Origin of the sequence: Luteitalea sp. TBR-22 (assembly GCF_016865485.1) — a bacterium.
Classification (GTDB): Bacteria; Acidobacteriota; Vicinamibacteria; order Vicinamibacterales; family Vicinamibacteraceae; genus Luteitalea.
Window position 1 is genome coordinate 4,627,850 of record NZ_AP024452.1, and the last position, 16,520, is coordinate 4,644,369.

Consider the following 16,520-nt stretch of genomic DNA (forward strand, 5'->3'; position numbering starts at 1 on the left):
GTGCCCGGCGCGTCAGAGCACGCGCGACCGCAACGCCAGGTGGACGCCGGCGAGCAGCACGATGCAGCCGAGATAGGCGGCGTATCCCAGCACTGGCCACTTCGATGCGGGACGACGGCTGACGACGAAGGCCGCGCCGAGGGCCAGGAACGGGAACATGAACTCGCGCTGCCGGTACGAGAGGTTCAGCACGAGGTACTGCAGGAACAGGATACCCACGAACGCCGTGAGGGCGAGCAACGGATAGGCGAACTGTCCCTGCCGGAGGGCCGTCCAGGGCACCAGCAGCAGCCCCGCCAGCGCCAGCGGCAGGAGCAGGTACCAGATGATCATGCCCGGGAACATCAGGTAGTCGCCCACCAGGATGGTGCGCGCGTCCCAGGAGGTCGGCATCACCCACGGAAACGGGCCGAAGAGCTTGCGCACGCCATTGGCCGCGATGCGGACGAACCGCTGCCGCATCGTCGGCGGCGGCCCCTGCGGCGCCGCGGTCACCGGAGGCGGCGCGGGCTGGACGAACGGGGCAAGGCGCTCGCCGGACGCCGCCCCCCTCGCCACCTGCGCAACCACGTCGCTGGCGCGCATGCTCAGGTTGCCGCTGGCCGACAAGTCGCCGGAGTGCTTCGGCCCCACGTTCCCGCCGGCCTGCATCCGGTCGACCATCCCTACGGCAGACAGTCGCATTTCCGCTGTGTCGAGTGATTGGTTGAAGGCCCGCCACACCATCACCGGCGACGACGGCCACCCCAGCCCCATGGGAATCAGTTCGACGAGCAGGATGGCGGCCGTCAGGCCCAGGACGGCGGATCGATTGAGAGGCGACGCCGGTACACCCACGACCTGCCTTGCCAAGGCGACCCCGATCGCGACCAGCAACCCCGCCTCGAAGAACGCCGGCACGTAGAAACGCGACATCCGCACGTACGACAACACGACGACCGCAGTAGCCACCAGCACCACCCGGCGCATGGTCCCACTGTCGGCGCGCCAGAGCTCGACCGTCGCCCAGGCGCCGACCATGAAGAAACCGATGACGCTGGCGTCCTTCATGAGGTCGTTGATCGATAACGCGATCAGTGACGGGTACAACGCCACGATGACGCCGACCGCGAGGGCGTAGGGCACCGCGAGGCGACGCGCGATGGCATATGTCAACGGCCCCACCAACGACGACAGGATGATGTTGACCATCTGCAAGCTGAAGAGGTCGGCGCCCGCCAGCCAGCGCGCTGCGCCGAAGAGGTAGTAGTGGGCGCAGTCGAACGTCCCGAAGTACACGTAGGGCGGCAACGGCAGGCGCATGCCGGCCAACGAGAGCTGGAGGCTCTGGCCGAAGTAGAGCGTGGCGTCAGGGCTCAGGTACGGGCCGTCGGCCGACCGCGCCCAACCGTAGACGGCAAGGTGCAGGACAGCGCGGACGGTCAGGGCGAGCAGGAAGAGGCCTCGGAACTCGCCGCGCCACGACAAGGGCTGCGCCGCCGTGAGCGCGGCGCCGACGAGCAGGCCGCAGCCGAGCATCCACAGATGTGCCCCGTTCGACCAGCCGAGCAGCAGCGGGAGCAGGCCAGCGATGGCGAGCAGGCCGGCACAGGTCCATGCAAACGAACGGCTGGCCAGGGGCGAGGCGTGGCTGTCGATGGTGTGAGCAGCGTCCACGAGAAACCCACCGAGGGTAGCACGCCTCAGACGGGAGCCCGAGGCGTGCTGCGATGACATGCGGCCGCCAGGAGTCGCTCCCGGGTGGCAGCAAATTCGTTGGGCCGTCGGCGGGCCGTGGCGGCCCCCCGAAGCAGGTCGGACATGGCGGCGACGTACGTGTTCCGACTGAATCGCTCGACGATTCGCGCCCGTGCGCGGCGGCCCAGCGCCAGCCGCTCCGAGGCCGGCGCTGCGGCCAGCCCGAGGATCGCGTCGGCGAACGCCGAGGGCGATTGCCTCGGGACCACGATGCCGGTGTCCCCCACGACCCTCGCGCAGTCGCCGACATCGGTCACCACGCAAGACACCTCGCAACTCATGGCTTCGCCGATCACGTTGGGCAGGCCCTCGCTGATCGACGTCAGGCACGCGATATCCAGGCTGCTGTACGCGTCGACCATCCGCGCACACTCGCCAGCCCAGATCAGCCGATCGCCGAGCCCGAGTTCCTCTGCCCGCTGCTGCAGGCCGTTGCGAAACGCCGGGACGCCGTCGCCGATGCACACGAAGCGCATGGTCGGGCAACGATCGGCCAGCTCCGTGGCAGCCACGAGGAAGGTTTCATGGTCCTTGATGGGGTCCAGGCGCGCCACCAGGCCGACGAGCACGGCGTCCTCGGGGATGCCCCACTCCGCCCGGAGCCGTCGTCGCCCGTCGAGGGTCCGGGTGAAGCGCTCGGTATCGAACCCGTTGGGTACGACCGTCATGCGCCGATCCGACCAGCCCTGCGCGACATGAAAGGCAAACCCGGCGCAGGAGTTGACGACGATGGCATCGGGGAAGGGCGAAAGGCGCGCCCCCATCCTGAAGATCGCCGCCAGGCTCCAGTCGTACAGGGTGAAATCCATGTCCGACGCGCCGAGGCGCCAGATGACCGGCCGACGGAGCAGTCGGCCCGCCAGCAGCGCCGCCTCGTTGGCCACGCCCTGAGAGCCGTGCACCACGTCGGGGCGGGCACGGCGGACCTCGCGGACCAGCCGCACCAGGAAGCCGGCGGTGTCCCAGCGGCCGCTCTTGCCGAGGCAGCGCACGCGCGCATTCGGGAGTCCGTCGAGTTCGCGCTCGAGGGCGCCACCTCCGTAGAAGGTGAGCACCGTCCAGTCGAACTCGGCCGGCGGCATTCCCCGTACCAGTTCGACAAGCTGTCGCTCGGCGCCCCCGGTGTCGAGGGACCGCACCACGAAGCAGACACGCAGGGGCAGGGCGGCACGCGCGGCCGAGGGCGCGGCGGCGTCTGTCGTCACGAGCGCGGATGATAGCACTCGTAGTAAGGTGGCCCCTGCCTTGCCGCCTCCTCCGTTGCGCGTGGCGCACCTGATCACCGACCTCGACGTCGGCGGCGCCGAGAAGATGCTGTCCCGGCTCGTGCGCGCGATGGATCCGGCCGTCGTCTCACACCTGGTGATCTCGATGACCGACGCCGGTCCGCTCGGCACTGCCCTGGCGCGTGACGGGTACGACGTGCGGTGCCTCGGGCTGCGGCGTGGGCGGGTGAGCGCGGCCGCGCCCCTGGCCCTGCGACGGATTCTGCGGGAGTGGCGCGCCGACCTGCTCGAGACGTGGCTGTACCACGCCGACCTGCTCGGGACGCTGGCGACCGTGGGCGGGACCTCGCCGACGCTGGTGTGGAACCTGCGGGCGTCGGTGATGGACATGCGGCAGTACGGGTGGCTCTCCGGCGCCACGCGCTCGCTGTGCGCTCGCCTCTCCCGCCGCCCGGCGCTGATCATTGCCAACTCGGAGGCCGGCGTCTCCGCCCACGCGGCCCTCGGCTACCGTCCGCGCGCCTGGCGCGTGCTGCCCAACGGGATCGACACGGACGAGTACGCGCCCGACGGGCGCAGACGCGCCGTGGTGCGGTCGGCGCTCGGCATCCCGGAGGCTGCCGTGGTCGTCGGCGTCGGCGCCCGATACGACCCGATGAAGGGCCATGACGTGCTCGCCGACGCGCTGGCCGACTGGTTGCCTGCCGCTCCGGACGTCCACGTGCTCGTCGCAGGCGCCGGCGTCGGGTGGGACGCGCCGGCCTACGCCGCACTGGCCCGCCGGGCGCCCGCCTGCGTGCCGCGCGTGCACCTGCTGGGGCCGCGCGACGACATGCCGGCCGTGTGGAACGCCTGCGACGTCGGATGCGCGCCGTCGCATGGGGAGGGCTTTCCCAATGCGGTGGCCGAGGCCATGGCCACCGGCCTGCCGGTGGTGGTGACCGACGTGGGCGACTCGGCGGCGCTGGTGGCCGAGCCGACGCTGGTGGTGCCGCCAGCCCAACCCGGTGCGCTCGCCTCGACGCTCGCCGGCATCACGGCACTGCCGGCGGACGCCCGTCAGGCCCTCGGCGCCCGGGCCCGGGCACGCGTCGTGGCGCACTACTCGATCGCGAGCGCCGCGGCGCGGTACGCCGAGACGTACCGCGACGCCGTCGAGCAGCGCTAACCCTCGACCACCTCCAACTGCTCGCCGAGCAACGCCACGACACCGCGGAACCCGAGATCCTCCCGGAGCGTGCGCAGGACCTCGGCCCGGTAAGCCATCGCCGTCACGACGACGGCGCCGATGCCGCGCGAGGCGAGCACCGACGGCGGCTCGACGAGGAGGTGCGAGACGGGCGTGTAGAAGCCGTGCTTGTTGGGGTCACTGTCGACCAGCAGGTCGACGTCGCTGATGCCCGACGAGGCGAGGACGCTCAGGCCCTTGCCACCCGCGCCCCAGATTGCCACGGCGCGTCCGGCGGCGCGCTGCGCGGTGATGAAGGCCCGCAACTGGCCCGCGAGGTCGTTCACGGCGCGCTGCACGCCCGACAGGTCCGCGGCCGCCACATGGCGGACGATCGCGGTGTCGTACTCGTCATGCATGTCCTGCCGCACCTCGAGCACCTCGAAGCCGTGCATCTCCGCGGCAAGCCGCAGCGTCGCGAACGAGAAGTAGTTCACGTGGTCCGAGAAGAAGTCGTAGAAGCGCGCGTCGGCCAGCGCCTTCTCGAGGCTGGGCACCTCGATCAGCCCCACGGCACCCGGCCGAAGGTTCCGGCGGATGCCCGCCAGCACGCCGTGGATGTCGGGGACGTGCTCCATCACCTGCCTCGTCACGAAGGCGTCGAAGGGTCCGCCCTCGAGCACGCGATCGGCGGTGACGTAACCCTCCTCCACCGCATGGCCTCGCGCCCTGGCCAGCTCGCGCGTCACACGGGAGGGCTCGATGCCGCGCACGCGGGCACCGGCCCGCGCCAGGTGGTCGAGGTAGTTGCCGTCGCCGCAGCCGACCTCCACGACCGCCTTGCCGGCCAGGCCGAAGCGCGTCACGAAGTCGGACGCCTGCGCGGCCTGGAAGGCCTGCATCTGCGGCGAGTGCGTGGCGACCATCATGTAGTCGTCGTAGTACGTGTCCTCGAGCACCGGGGGAATCTGCACGAAGCCGCAGCGTCCGCACTGGTACACGGTGAGCGTGATCGGCCGGTCGGCCGCACGCTCGGCGGCTCGCAACAGCCGCTGCACGTTGCGCGGCGCGCGCTCGATCACGAGCGCGGGCACGAGGGGACGGGCGCCGCAGAGGCGGCAATCGTGGTCTGGCATGTCGGTGGTCACTCGGCCTCCTGCACGACGCGGACGCCGCCGTCGAGCAGGGCGATGCGCCCGCGGAACCCGTAGGTCTCCTCGAGCGTGGCGCGGATCTCGCGCTGGTAGGCGGGCGCCGTGATCAGCACGGCCCGCACGTCTGCCTGCCTGAGCACGTCGGGATGCGACACGCGCAGGTGCGACACCGGTGTGTACCGGCCGGCCTTGTGCGGATCACCGTCGAGCAGGTAGTCCACGCCCGACAGGTCGACGCCGGCCAGGATGCTCAGCCCCTTGCCACCGGCGCCCCACACCGCGACCTGGCCGCCTCGCGCGCGACTCTCGGCGACGAACGCCTCCATCTCGCGCGCCAGCGTGCCGAGCAGGCGGCCCGACGGACCGAAGTCGGCCGGTGCGTCAAGGCGCACGAAGGCCGCGAGCGCCTCGCCCTCGATCGCTGGCGCCGTCTCGATGACGTCGAAGCCCTGCAGCTCGAGCGCCGCGCGCAACGTTCGCGGCGTGAAGTAGTTCACGTGCTCGGGGAAGAAGTCGAAGTACCGTCCTTGTGCCAGCAGTGCCTCGAAATTCGGGACCTCGACGAGGCCGACCGCGCCGCCCGCGAGGTTGGCGCGAATGCCGCGCAGGAAGCCGCGCAGGTCGATCACGTGCTCGAAGACCTGGCGGGTGACGAAGGCGTCGAAAGGCGCGCCGGCGAGCATGCGGCCATCCGACAGGTACCCGTCCGCAACGTCGAGACCGCGCCCCAGGGCGATGGCGCGCTGGGCCGCCGAGGGCTCGATGCCGCTGGCCTCGGCGCCGGCCTGTCGCAGGCACTCGAGATAGGAGCCGTCGCCACACCCCACTTCGAGCACGCGCCGGCCGGCGAGCCCGAAGCGCTCGACGAAGGCACCGGCCTGCGCCTGCTGCGCCGCTCGCATCTGCGGGGAACTCCCCGGCGCGTTCACGTACTCATCGTCGTAATAGCCCGCGTCCGGGCCGTCGGCGAGCATCACGAAGCCGCACTGCTCGCACGCGAGGAGCGTGACGTCGCGGCCGTGGTCGCTGGCCAGCTCCTGCTCTCGCAGCAGGCGCTGGTTCCACCGCGGCATGTTGCGCATGGTGAAGGCAGGCCTGGCCGTGCCGTCGCCGCAGAGGCGGCATGCGGCCTGGCCGGGCTCGCTGGAAGGCCGAGGCGTCGTGGTCATGAGGTTGGTCGAGCGCGCCGCGCGCGGTGGTGGTCGACGACCGCTTGCAGTCCCTCGCGCAGAGCAATGGCGGGAGCCCACCCGGTGGCGGCGCGCAGTCGCGTGACGTCGGCCTCGAGGTGCATCACCTGGTCGGGCCGATACGGCACCTCCCCGAACCCGAGCGGCAGCGACGGATCGATGGCGTCGCGGACCGTGGTGATGATGTCACGCAAGGGCCACGCGGTCCCTGATCCGAGGTTGAACACGCCCGTCGCGTCGGCATCGACCATGGCCACCACCGCCGCGGCCGCGTCCTCGACGTGAATGTAGTCCCACACCTGCTCGGCGGCCGTGAGCGACGGACGCTCGCCGGCCAGCAGGCGTTCGATGAGGTACGGGATCATCCAGCTCGGATCGTCACCGGGCCCGTACGACGAGAACAGGCGCATCCACGCGAAGGACTGGCCAGCGGTGGCGCAGGCCCGCTCGAGCAGGATGGCCGTCGCCAGCTTGGCGGCGCCGTACATCGTGGTCGGGCGCGTCGGCGCGTCCTCCGCGATGCGGCCGGCCTGCGGGCCGTACTCGGCTTGCGATCCGAGGCCGACCATGCGCGTGCAGCCCACCGCCGTGGCCACGCGCTGCAGCGTGATGGCGGCCATCACGTTCTCCAGTTGCCCGGGATCGTTGCGGTCGCTGCCCTTCACGCCCTGCCAGGCCAGGTGCGCCACGACGTCGGGCCCGAACGCGGCGATCGCGTCGGTCACGGCGTCGAGATGCGCCAGGTCGCCGCGCACCACGGCGACGTGCGGCAGGAGGTCGTCGATGCGGCGCGTGTCGCTCGACGCGCGCAGCAGCACGGCCACCTCGCGCTCCTGCGCCACCATCCGGCGCAGCACGGCGGCGCCGACGAATCCGGACGCGCCCGTGAGCAGGACGCGCCTCATGCAGCCGGGTCCGCGGCGCCGTAGCGCGCGATCTGCGCCTGCGTGAACAGTCGCATGTCCTTCCCGTCGCGGTGCGCCTTGTGCCACTCCACCACGTGGCCGATGGTCTCGGCGAGCGACCAGCGGGGACGCCAGCCGAGGCGGGCGCGCGCCTTCGAGCAATCGAGCTTGAGGTATGTCGCCTCGTGCGGCTGCGGCGTCGCGTCGTGCTCCCACGCGGCGCCCTCGCCCCATGCGGCCACGAGGCGGGCGACGATCCAGGCCACGGTGCGCGCGTCGGCGTCGTCGGGCCCGAAGTTCCAGCCGTCGGCTGCCGCCTCGCCCTCGTCCGACGCGAGCACCTCTGCCAGCCGTAGGTAGCCGCTCAGGGGCTCGAGCACGTGCTGCCACGGGCGGATCGCCTGCGGGTTGCGGATGCGGACGGGCACCCCTGCGGCGACGGCGCGCATCATGTCGGGCACCAGCCGGTCCACCGCCCAGTCACCGCCGCCGATGACGTTGCCGGCACGCGCACTGGCCAGCCGCACGCCGGCCGGACCGAGGAAGGAGCGCCGGTACGTGGAGGTGACCAGTTCCGCGCAGCCCTTGCTGCTCGAGTAGGGGTCGAAGCCGCCCATCGGCTCGTGCTCGCGATAGCCCCACTCCCACTCGCGGTTCTCGTAGCACTTGTCGGAGGTGACGTTGACGACGGCGCGCACCCCTGCCGTCGCGCGCACGGCCTCGAGCAGGTGCACCGTCCCGAGCACGTTCACGCCATAGGTCTCGACGGGGTCGGCGTAGGAAGGCCGCACCAGCGACTGCGCCGCCAGGTGGAACACCACCTCCGGACGCGCGGCCGCCATCGCCGCACCGAGTCGCGCCGCGTCGCGGATATCGCCGATGGTGCTCGAGGCCATGCCCTCGGCGACCCGCGCCTCGACGAAGATGCTCGGCGTGGTCGGCGGCTCCAGGGCGTAGCCGTGCACCTCGGCGCCGAGGTCCTGCAGCCACAGCGACAGCCAGCTGCCCTTGAAGCCGGTGTGGCCGGTGAGGAACACGCGGCGGCCACGCCAGAACGAGGCGTCGGTCACACTCGCCATGGCGCCTTTCCGCTCGCCCAGAGCTCCTCGAGGTAGTTCTTGTCCCGAAGCGTGTCCATGGGCAACCAGAACCCGTGGTGCTTGTACGCCATCAGCTCTCCGTCTGCGGCGAGCTGCCTCAACGGGTAGCTTTCCCACGGCATCGTGTCGTCGGCGATCAGGTCGATGCACTTCGGCGAGAGCACGAAGTAGCCGCCGTTGATCCAGCCAGCCTCGCCCTGGGGCTTCTCCGTGAATCCGCGTACCGCCAGGTCGTCGAGCGACAGTGCGCCGTAGCGACCCGGGGGTTGGACCGCCGTGACGGTGGCCAGCTTGCCATGCGAACGATGGAAGGCCACCAGCGCGGTGATGTCGACGTCGGAGACGCCGTCTCCATAGGTCAGGCACAGTGCGTCATCGTCGCGGACGAATGCGGCGACCCGCTTGAGGCGGCCGCCGGTCATCGTGTCCTCGCCCGTGTCCACCAGCGTCACCCGCCAGGGCTCGGCCTTGCGATTGTGCACCTCCATCCGGTTGTGCTGCATGTCGAAGGTCACGTCCGACATGTGGAGGAAGTAGTTGGCGAAGTACTCCTTGATGACGTACCCCTTGTAACCGCAGCAGATCACGAACTCGCGGATGCCGTGCGCCGAGTAGGTCCGCATGATGTGCCAGAGCAAGGGCTTGCCGCCGACCTCGACCATCGGCTTCGGCTTCAGGTGCGTCTCTTCCGAGATGCGTGTCCCCAGTCCACCTGCAAGGATCACCGCCTTCACGTCACTGCCTCCCTCGAAACGGGGTCGCGCCCCTCACAGCCCGCGCTGCACGCCATCGAAGCCGCGACTCCGTTCGCGTTCGGCCTCGTAGCGACCCAGCGTGTCACCGCGCCCGCGCAGCTTGTCGATCCAGGCCAGCACGCGCACGGGCGTGCACCACACCGCGGCCAGGACCAGCGCATGGCCCAGCACCAGGGGCGCGCGCCACCCGAGCAGTCGGTACCGCGCCGCGTATGCTCGGACGGCGCTCGTCCTGAAGTCCGCAGGCTCCAGGAACCGCCAGTACACCATACCCTTCAGCGCGTCGGCGGCGTAGAGCTGCCCCAGGATCATCGCGTCGTAGAAGCCGCCAGCCGGGCCTTCGGCGGCACGGGCCGCGCCGGCCAGGTCCACCAGGCGGAGGATCAGGCGCATCCAGTCGTCCTGACGCCAGAACAGCACCTTCCCTGCGCCGGCCTGATGCACGAGCGGTGTGGCGCAGACGCGGATGCCGCCCGTCGCCACGTGACGCAGCAACAGCGCCACGTGTGGCCAGGGCTGCGAGGCTTCGGGCGACAGCCCCGTGAGCGTGGGCCGGAGCGAGGCGGGGAACACGTGCATGCCGATGAATCCGCAGCGCTGGAGCCCCAGGTGGCGGAGCAACGAGCGGGCTTGTGCCGTGTCGTAGGAGCCCGGACGGACACCTCCGAGGAACAGTTCATGTCCGGAGTCGTCGGCCACGCCGGCGAGCACCCAGGTCCCCTCTGGGGCAACCGCCAGTTCCCCCAGGAGGGCCTCGAGCCCCTGGGGCGACACGAGGTCATCGTCGCCCATGACCAGCACCCAGCGACCTCGCGCGAGTCCCACCACCTGCGACACGTTGCGCGTGGCGCCGATGTTCGACGCCTGCGTGATTGCGTCGAGGGGGAACCGCTGCTGCCACGACCTGATGACGGCAGCCGTGCCGTCGGGAGAGTGGTTGTCCGAGACGCACACCTGCACGCGCGTGCCGTGCCGCTCGACGGCCCCCGACAGGCAGCCGAGCAGGCGGTCGAGGCATTCGGCCCGGTTGTACGTCGGAATGCAGATGGACAGCAGGGGCGACTCCGCCGCCACGTCCTCACGCACGGCTCACCGCCTGCACCGCCACGTCCCACTGCCGACGCTTACGCACGAAGACGGCCGTGCCCGCCCCGAGCCCGACCACGAGACTGGCTGTCGTGTAGGCGAGCACCGCGCCCATGGACCCGAGGGGCGGCACGAGCAGCATCGTCAGGGCGGCCGTCGCCAGTCCGTTGGCCACCGAGACGGCCATGAACGGCTCCTCCTTGTGCGCCCGGAGGTAGATGGCCTCCGACACGACAAGGTGGTTGGCCACGCAGGCGACAGACAGCAGGGCAAACTGCGGCAGCGGCAGCACGCGTGTCGCGCCGCCTGGAATCAGCGCCAGCCCGGCGAGCACGACGACCACGCCGCCGAGCAGGACCAGCGTGGACTGGATGAGCGCGCGCGCGAAGAGCACGTCCAGGTCGCGACGCTGGCCGCGGGCGATCAGTTGGCCGAAGATGGGCGCGCGCGTCGAGATCCAGGCCAACGCCGCGCCGTTCATGGCGGCGATCATCTGCAGGCTCATGCCCATCTGGCCGGCGACCACCGGCCCGTGACTGGCCAGCAGCAGCGGGTTGAACAACTGCGTCACCAGGAAGCCACTCATCACGCTGACCGCGATGCGCCACTGGAAGGGCCAGATGTCCTCGCGCCAGGCGAGGCCGCGCCCGGGGGCGCGGTGTCTCAGCAGGTCCACGAAGAACGGCCTGTAGCGTCCGCCCAGCCAGGCCGCCGCTGCCAGCAGCATCATCGCGCTGCTCGCCGCCACGGCGTAGAGTCCCCCGCCGGCGCCGAGCACCGCCCACAGCGCCAGCGACGAGGCCACCGACTGCGAGAGACGGACGAGGGCCATGTCGGCCACCCGCCCGCACGCCTCGAGCAGCGAGATCCCGGCATTGGTCAGCAGCGCGAGAGCCGAGCACACCACCAGGACAATCCACGGCACGTCGATCGCGCCACCAGCGGCTCCCGCCGCGGCGGCCCGGGCGAAGAACCGCAGACCGAGCACGGGCAGGACCGCCAGCATCAGCACGGCTGCCGCGCCATACCAGAGCAGCGCGAAGGTCAGCAGGGATTGCAGCCGGCGGTAGGCGGACTCGTCTCCGCGCACCGTGCCCTGCGGCGTCCACGCCAGCCGCGCCATCTCGTGGCTGCCGAACTGCACGATGGCGTGGTTGAGGCCGAGTTCGGCAAAGACCTGCAGCGCCACCAGGCTGTAGAACGTGTAATAGAAGCCTTGCAGTTCGGCCGACAGGGCGCGCGTCACGGCGACGATCGTGACCAACCCGGCGCCCACGCCCCACACCCGGCTCACGAGCGTCACGAACACGGCGCGATCGATCCCGATCCGCGCGGCGAGCGACACGAGCCGGCCACGGGTCATCGCAGGCCGCCCAGGGCGTTCAGCGTGTGCTGGTCGCCGACCTTTCCGAAGATCTCGTGCGACAACGCCCGTACCTCGAGCCGGGTGCCGGATACCTGCCCCGAGCAGGCCTCCGCCAGCCAACTGCCGAACCCAGCGTCGGCGAGGTGATCCTCGATGGTCAGCACGTGCGTCCAGCGCGAGACCTGTGCCGGTTGCGAGCCCTTGTGACGCAGCCCCCACAGGGGCAGCGTGTGGAGGGAGAACCCGGCGAATTCCGGACGCTCCAGCCATGCCCGCCCGAGTGCCAGGGTGGCGCCGGTGGTGAGCAGCGTCGCCGTCCCGGTGCCCTCGCGCACCGGCACCCACCTGCCCGGCGCGATGTCGGGGATGGCCTCGTGGACCAGCGGCTCGCCTGCCTTGCCGAGGCGCAGGTACGACGGCTGCGGGTGCGCCATCAGGTAGCGCATGCAGGCCCGCACCTCGGCGGGGTCGCCCGGCGCGGCGATCAGCATGTTCGGCATGAGCCGGATCAGGCCGTAGTCCTGCACCGCATGATGCGAGTACCCGAGCGCGCCGTAGGACAATCCCCCGCCGACGGCGACCACAGTCACGGGCAGTTCGTGGTAGTCGACGTCGTTCCGGATCTGCTCCGCACAACGGAACAGGGGGAAGTTCGCGATGGAGTAGACGAACGGATGGAAGCCCTCGGATGCGAGTCCGGCGGCCAGCCCCATCAGGTCCTGCTCGGCCACGCCGGCGTTGATGAATCGATCGGGGAACCTCGTCGCGAAGGGCTCGACGACCGAGAACCCGAGGTCGCCGACCACGAGCGCAACGCGCGGGTCGGCGGCGGCGGCCGTCACCAGTTCGTCGATGAAGGCATTACGCATCGTCGCCGCGGACCTCCGCCATCGCCCGAGCCAGGAGCTCGGCGTTCGGGCTCCGGTAGTGCCATTCCACCCGGTTTTCCATGAAGCTCACGCCCTTGCCCTTGACGGTGTGCGCGAGCACAACTGCGGGACGGCCAGGGGTCCACGGGGTGCTCGACAGGGCGTCGTACAGGGTGTCGTGGTCGTGCCCGTCGAGCTCTCGCACGTCCCACCCGAACGCCTGCAGCTTGTCGGCGAACGGCTCGAGCGCGAGGGTCTCGGCGATCGTGGTGAGGCTCTGCAGCTTGTTGTAGTCGATGACCGCGACGAGGTTGTCGAGGCCATGGTGCGCCGCGAACATCAACGCCTCCCAATTGCTGCCCGCATCCATCTCGCCGTCACTGAGCAGCACGAACGTCCGCCAGTCGGCGCCGAGGCGCCTTGCGGCCAGGGCTTTCCCCACGCCGAAGGGCAGGCCGTGGCCCAGCGAGCCGGTCGAGAACTCGACGCCGCGGATGCGGTGACTCACGTGCGTCATCATCGACGAGCCGTTCTGGCCGTACCGCTCGAGGTCCTCCATCGGCAGGAACCCGGTCTCGGCGAGGACCGCATAAACAGCGGCCGCCGCGTGCCCCTTGCTGAGGATGAACCGGTCGCGATCGGCCCAGTCCGGCTGGTCGGGGCGGACGTTGAGCACGCGACCGTACAGGACCGCCAGGACGTCCACCGATGAGAAGCAGCTTCCGACGTGCGAAGCGTTGGCGCGGTGGACCATCTGCAGCACGTCCAGGCGGACGCGGCGCGCGAGTTCCCTGGTGTCGGTCACGCTGGGGTGCTCACGTGGGGGTGGAAGACGAAGGACACGGTCTCTACCGGGGACACGGATCGCCGGGACGTCATCGCGCCATTCTCGCCGATGCCGCGGCACGGCCCCAAGCTGCCCCCTGACCGTCGGGACGTACGCGGCCAGGCCCCATCGAGACGGCAGCACGCGCAAGCACTCCCACGTTGGCGCCGCTCACGACAGCCGCTCGAAGCGCAGGTGCGCCTGCACGAGGCTGACCTCCAGGCCCTCGCACACCGTCGCCAGGGCACCGAGGCGTTCCGGGGACAACTTGGGCGTCGCCAGCACCACGCGCGTCGCGCCGGTCGCGCCGATCGCCGAGGCCAGCTGGTCGAGGCCGCCGATCACCCGCACGCCGTCGACCCGCGTGGCGTGCTTGGTGACGTCGTCGTCCAGGAAGCCGACCACGCGCCAGCCGAGATCCAGGTTCTCCCGCACCTCGCGCATGACCAGCAAGCCGCCCTTCCCGGCGCCGTAGACCAGCACCGGCTCGGCGTCGGGCGGGTCGCGCCGCAGCGACGAGTCGAGCGCCCGGAACGAGATGCGCGTGGCCGCCACGAGCACGAACAGCAGCACGCCGTGGATCACGAACACGGCGCGCGAGAAGCCCTCGAACCGGTACAGGAACAGCACGCCCAGCACCGACAGCACGGTGCCGGCCGCGCACGCCTGGGCCAGCCGGATCAGGTCCCACAGACCGGTATACCGCCAGATTCCGCGGTGCGTCCCCATCACGAGGAACGCCACCACCTGCGCCAGCAGCACGAACGGCAGCGATTGCGCGAAGACCGCCTGCTCGGACGGGAACCCCGCCTCGAACCGCAGCAGGTAGGCGGTGTAGTAGGCGACCACCACGAGCACCGTGTCGACCGCCACCGTGACCACCTGGCGCCGATACGTGAAGTCGGCCAGCAACAGCGCCACACCCGACGGCGCCTCGCCCTCCGGGTACACCTTCAGCCGCCCCAGGAAGATGCCCAGCAGCGCGGTGCCGAGGACGAGCAGGATGGCGAGCACGGCGCCATAGGACAGCCCCTGCCGATACGAGAACCACGCGATGCCGCCGCCGGCGATCGCCAGCCCGTAGAGCGTGAGCACCGCCTGCTTCTCGCTCATGCCGAGCGCCACCAGGCGATGCGACGTGTGGTCGCGTCCGCCCTGCGACACGGGCCGGCCGGCCAGGATGCGCGCGACGGTCACGAACGTCGTGTCGAAGATGGGCACCAGCACCACGAGCACCGGCAGCACCAGCACCAGCGTCGTACCGCGCGCGTACGGCCACCCGCCGACCAGGCTGAGCCCGGCCACCATGAAGCCGAGGAACAGGCTGCCCGTGTCGCCCATGAAGATCGACGCCGGGTTGAAGTTGAACACCAGGAAGCCGAGGCAGGCGCCAAGCAGCACCGACGACAGCAACACGCCTTCAGCCGACCCGTCGGCCAGGAAGAACGACAGGCGGAAAGCCGCGACGATGGCCGCGATGCCGGCCGCCAGGCCGTCCATGTTGTCCAGCAGGTTGAGCGCGTTGGTGATGCCGACCAGCCAGACCAGCGTGATCAGCATGTCGAGCGCGACGATGCCGGTGAACTGGAACTGCAGGCCGACCACGGTCATGACGCCGGCAGCGAAGATCTGCAGGAACAGCTTGGTCTGCGGCTTGAGCACCCGCACGTCGTCGACGAACCCGACCACGGCCAGCCCCGTGGCGCACGACAACAGCACCCACACGGGCATGCTGGTCGGGTGCCCCACCAGCACCGCCACGACGGAGGCGACGACGATGCCGACGCCCCCCATGAGCGGGATGTGCGTCCGGTGCCAGCGGTCGGCCTTCGGTACGGCCACCATCCCGGTCTGCGCCGCGATGCGCTTGACCAGCGGCGTGAACACCACGACCAGGAGGAAGGCCAGCAGTCCGGGCCAGGCCGCCATGCCCATCACGCCACGCCCTTCCGCGCCAGGAGCCGCGTGTAGAGCGCATCGATGTCGGCCACCAACCGCCCGGCGCCGTAGGTCGCCTTCACGTGTTCGCGACCGGCGCGCGCCACAAGCGCCGCCCGAGACGGCTCCGCGAGCACGTCCAGCACCGTCCGCGCCAGCGCCGCCGCGTCGTCCATGTCGACCAGCCAGCCCGTGACTCCGTGCTCCACGACGTCGGGCACGCCGCCGACCCGAGTGGAGACGACCGGCCGGCCGCACGCCATCGCCTCAATCAGCGCCACCGGCGATCCCTCGTTGCGCGAGGTGAGCGTCACGACGTCGAGGTCGGCGTAGATGCGTGCGAGGTCGGCACGCCAGCCGAGCAAGTGCGTGACCGCCTGCAGGCCCGCCTCGGTCACCAGGCGCTCGAGTTCCTGACGGCGCTCGCCGTCGCCGACGACGACGAAATGCATGTCGGGCCGCTCGGCGTGCAGGAGCCGCGCCGCGGCCACGAACACCTCGTGCGCCTTGATGGGCACCAGCCGCGCGACGATGCCGGCAAGCGGCACGTCCGGAGCCAGACCGAGTTCGCGGCGCAACTCGCCGCGGTGCGTCGACGCGTCCTCGAACTGATCGAGATCGAAGCCCAGGGGCACGACGCTGAATGACTCCGGTCGACCGATGCCCATGTCGAGCAGTTCCTGCCGGACGCGCGGCGTCACCGCCACCAGTTCGTCGGTGACCCGCGCGAGGCCGCGCTCGATGCCGCGGAAGACCTGTTCCTTGCGGGGCGAGAAATAGCCGCGCAGGACATGGCCATGGTAGGTGTGCACGACGACCGGCACCCGGCAGAGGGCCGCGGCGACCCGCCCGAGGGCGCCGGCCTTGGCGGCATGCGTGTGGACGATGTGCGGCCGCTCACGACGGATGAGCGACACCAGGGCCCTGAGGCTGCCCACGTCCCTGGCGCCGCTGAGTTCGCGACCGAGGTCGGGCACCTGCACCAGCCGCGCCGACGACCTGCCGTGCAGCGCCAGATAGTTCCCTTCGGAAGCCGCCTCGGTCCCGGTGACCAGCGTGGTGCGGTAGCGTGACGGGTCGAGGCGGTCGGTCAGCAGCGTGGCGTGGATGGCCGGCCCCCCCACGTTCAGCCGGGCGATGATCCGAAGGATGCGTGTCACCGACGTCGGAGCCGGGCGGGAGGGCCCGACGCTTCGTGGA

The 16,520-nt window shown here is 70.8% G+C and carries 14 protein-coding genes; 1 reads left to right on the forward strand and 13 read right to left on the reverse strand.

Annotated features, from left to right (window positions below):
• Positions 1-12 precede the first annotated feature (12 nt).
• Both TBR22_RS19505 and TBR22_RS19510 read right to left on the reverse strand, forming a co-directional pair.
• A complete protein-coding gene (locus TBR22_RS19505; RefSeq protein ID WP_239489502.1) occupies positions 13-1,656 on the reverse strand; it encodes a hypothetical protein in 1,644 nt (547 codons plus the stop codon).
• Positions 1,657-1,682: 26 nt separating this feature from the next.
• Entirely contained in the window at positions 1,683-2,942 is a 1,260-nt protein-coding gene (locus tag TBR22_RS19510) for a glycosyltransferase (protein WP_239489503.1), read from the reverse strand.
• A gap of 40 nt (positions 2,943-2,982) precedes the next feature.
• Between TBR22_RS19510 and TBR22_RS19515 the strand changes: the two genes are divergently transcribed.
• Positions 2,983-4,131, forward strand: coding sequence for a glycosyltransferase (locus TBR22_RS19515; protein WP_239489504.1), 1,149 nt, complete (start codon positions 2,983-2,985; stop codon positions 4,129-4,131).
• On the opposite strand, the gene TBR22_RS19520 is transcribed toward TBR22_RS19515, so the two are convergent.
• From TBR22_RS19520 to TBR22_RS19570, 11 genes are all read right to left on the reverse strand, one after another.
• Positions 4,128-5,267, reverse strand: coding sequence for a class I SAM-dependent methyltransferase (locus TBR22_RS19520; RefSeq protein WP_239489505.1), 1,140 nt, complete (start codon positions 5,265-5,267; stop codon positions 4,128-4,130). The two genes, TBR22_RS19515 and TBR22_RS19520, sit on opposite strands and share 4 nt — an antisense overlap.
• An 8-nt stretch (positions 5,268-5,275) precedes the next feature.
• Positions 5,276-6,454: a class I SAM-dependent methyltransferase gene (locus TBR22_RS19525; protein WP_239489506.1), complete on the reverse strand. Its 1,179-nt coding sequence runs from the start codon at positions 6,452-6,454 to the stop codon at positions 5,276-5,278.
• Entirely contained in the window at positions 6,451-7,380 is a 930-nt protein-coding gene (locus TBR22_RS19530; RefSeq protein ID WP_239489507.1) for an NAD(P)-dependent oxidoreductase, read from the reverse strand. Before TBR22_RS19530 ends, TBR22_RS19525 begins: the two co-directional genes overlap by 4 nt.
• Positions 7,377-8,459 carry a CDP-glucose 4,6-dehydratase gene (rfbG, locus tag TBR22_RS19535; RefSeq protein WP_239489508.1) on the reverse strand — a complete coding sequence of 361 codons (1,083 nt, stop codon included), beginning with the start codon at positions 8,457-8,459 and terminating at the stop codon, positions 7,377-7,379. Before rfbG ends, TBR22_RS19530 begins: the two co-directional genes overlap by 4 nt.
• Positions 8,447-9,214, reverse strand: a complete 768-nt coding sequence (rfbF, locus tag TBR22_RS19540; protein WP_239489509.1) for a glucose-1-phosphate cytidylyltransferase — start codon at positions 9,212-9,214, stop codon at positions 8,447-8,449. Before rfbF ends, rfbG begins: the two co-directional genes overlap by 13 nt.
• A gap of 33 nt (positions 9,215-9,247) precedes the next feature.
• Positions 9,248-10,321, reverse strand: a complete 1,074-nt coding sequence (locus TBR22_RS19545) for a glycosyltransferase family 2 protein (RefSeq protein ID WP_239489510.1) — start codon at positions 10,319-10,321, stop codon at positions 9,248-9,250.
• Entirely contained in the window at positions 10,314-11,684 is a 1,371-nt protein-coding gene (locus TBR22_RS19550; protein ID WP_239489511.1) for a lipopolysaccharide biosynthesis protein, read from the reverse strand. Before TBR22_RS19550 ends, TBR22_RS19545 begins: the two co-directional genes overlap by 8 nt.
• Complete coding sequence (locus TBR22_RS19555; RefSeq protein WP_239489512.1) at positions 11,681-12,556, reverse strand: transketolase family protein; 876 nt, start codon at positions 12,554-12,556, stop codon at positions 11,681-11,683. Before TBR22_RS19555 ends, TBR22_RS19550 begins: the two co-directional genes overlap by 4 nt.
• Positions 12,549-13,310, reverse strand: a complete 762-nt coding sequence (locus TBR22_RS19560) for a transketolase (RefSeq protein ID WP_370651540.1) — start codon at positions 13,308-13,310, stop codon at positions 12,549-12,551. The genes TBR22_RS19555 and TBR22_RS19560 overlap by 8 nt, the downstream gene beginning before the upstream one ends.
• Before the next feature lie 243 nt (positions 13,311-13,553).
• Complete coding sequence (locus TBR22_RS19565; protein ID WP_239489514.1) at positions 13,554-15,311, reverse strand: hypothetical protein; 1,758 nt, start codon at positions 15,309-15,311, stop codon at positions 13,554-13,556.
• A gap of 5 nt (positions 15,312-15,316) precedes the next feature.
• On the reverse strand, positions 15,317-16,480 hold the full coding sequence (locus TBR22_RS19570) for a glycosyltransferase (protein WP_239489515.1): 1,164 nt from the start codon (positions 16,478-16,480) through the stop codon (positions 15,317-15,319).
• Positions 16,481-16,520 lie beyond the last annotated feature (40 nt).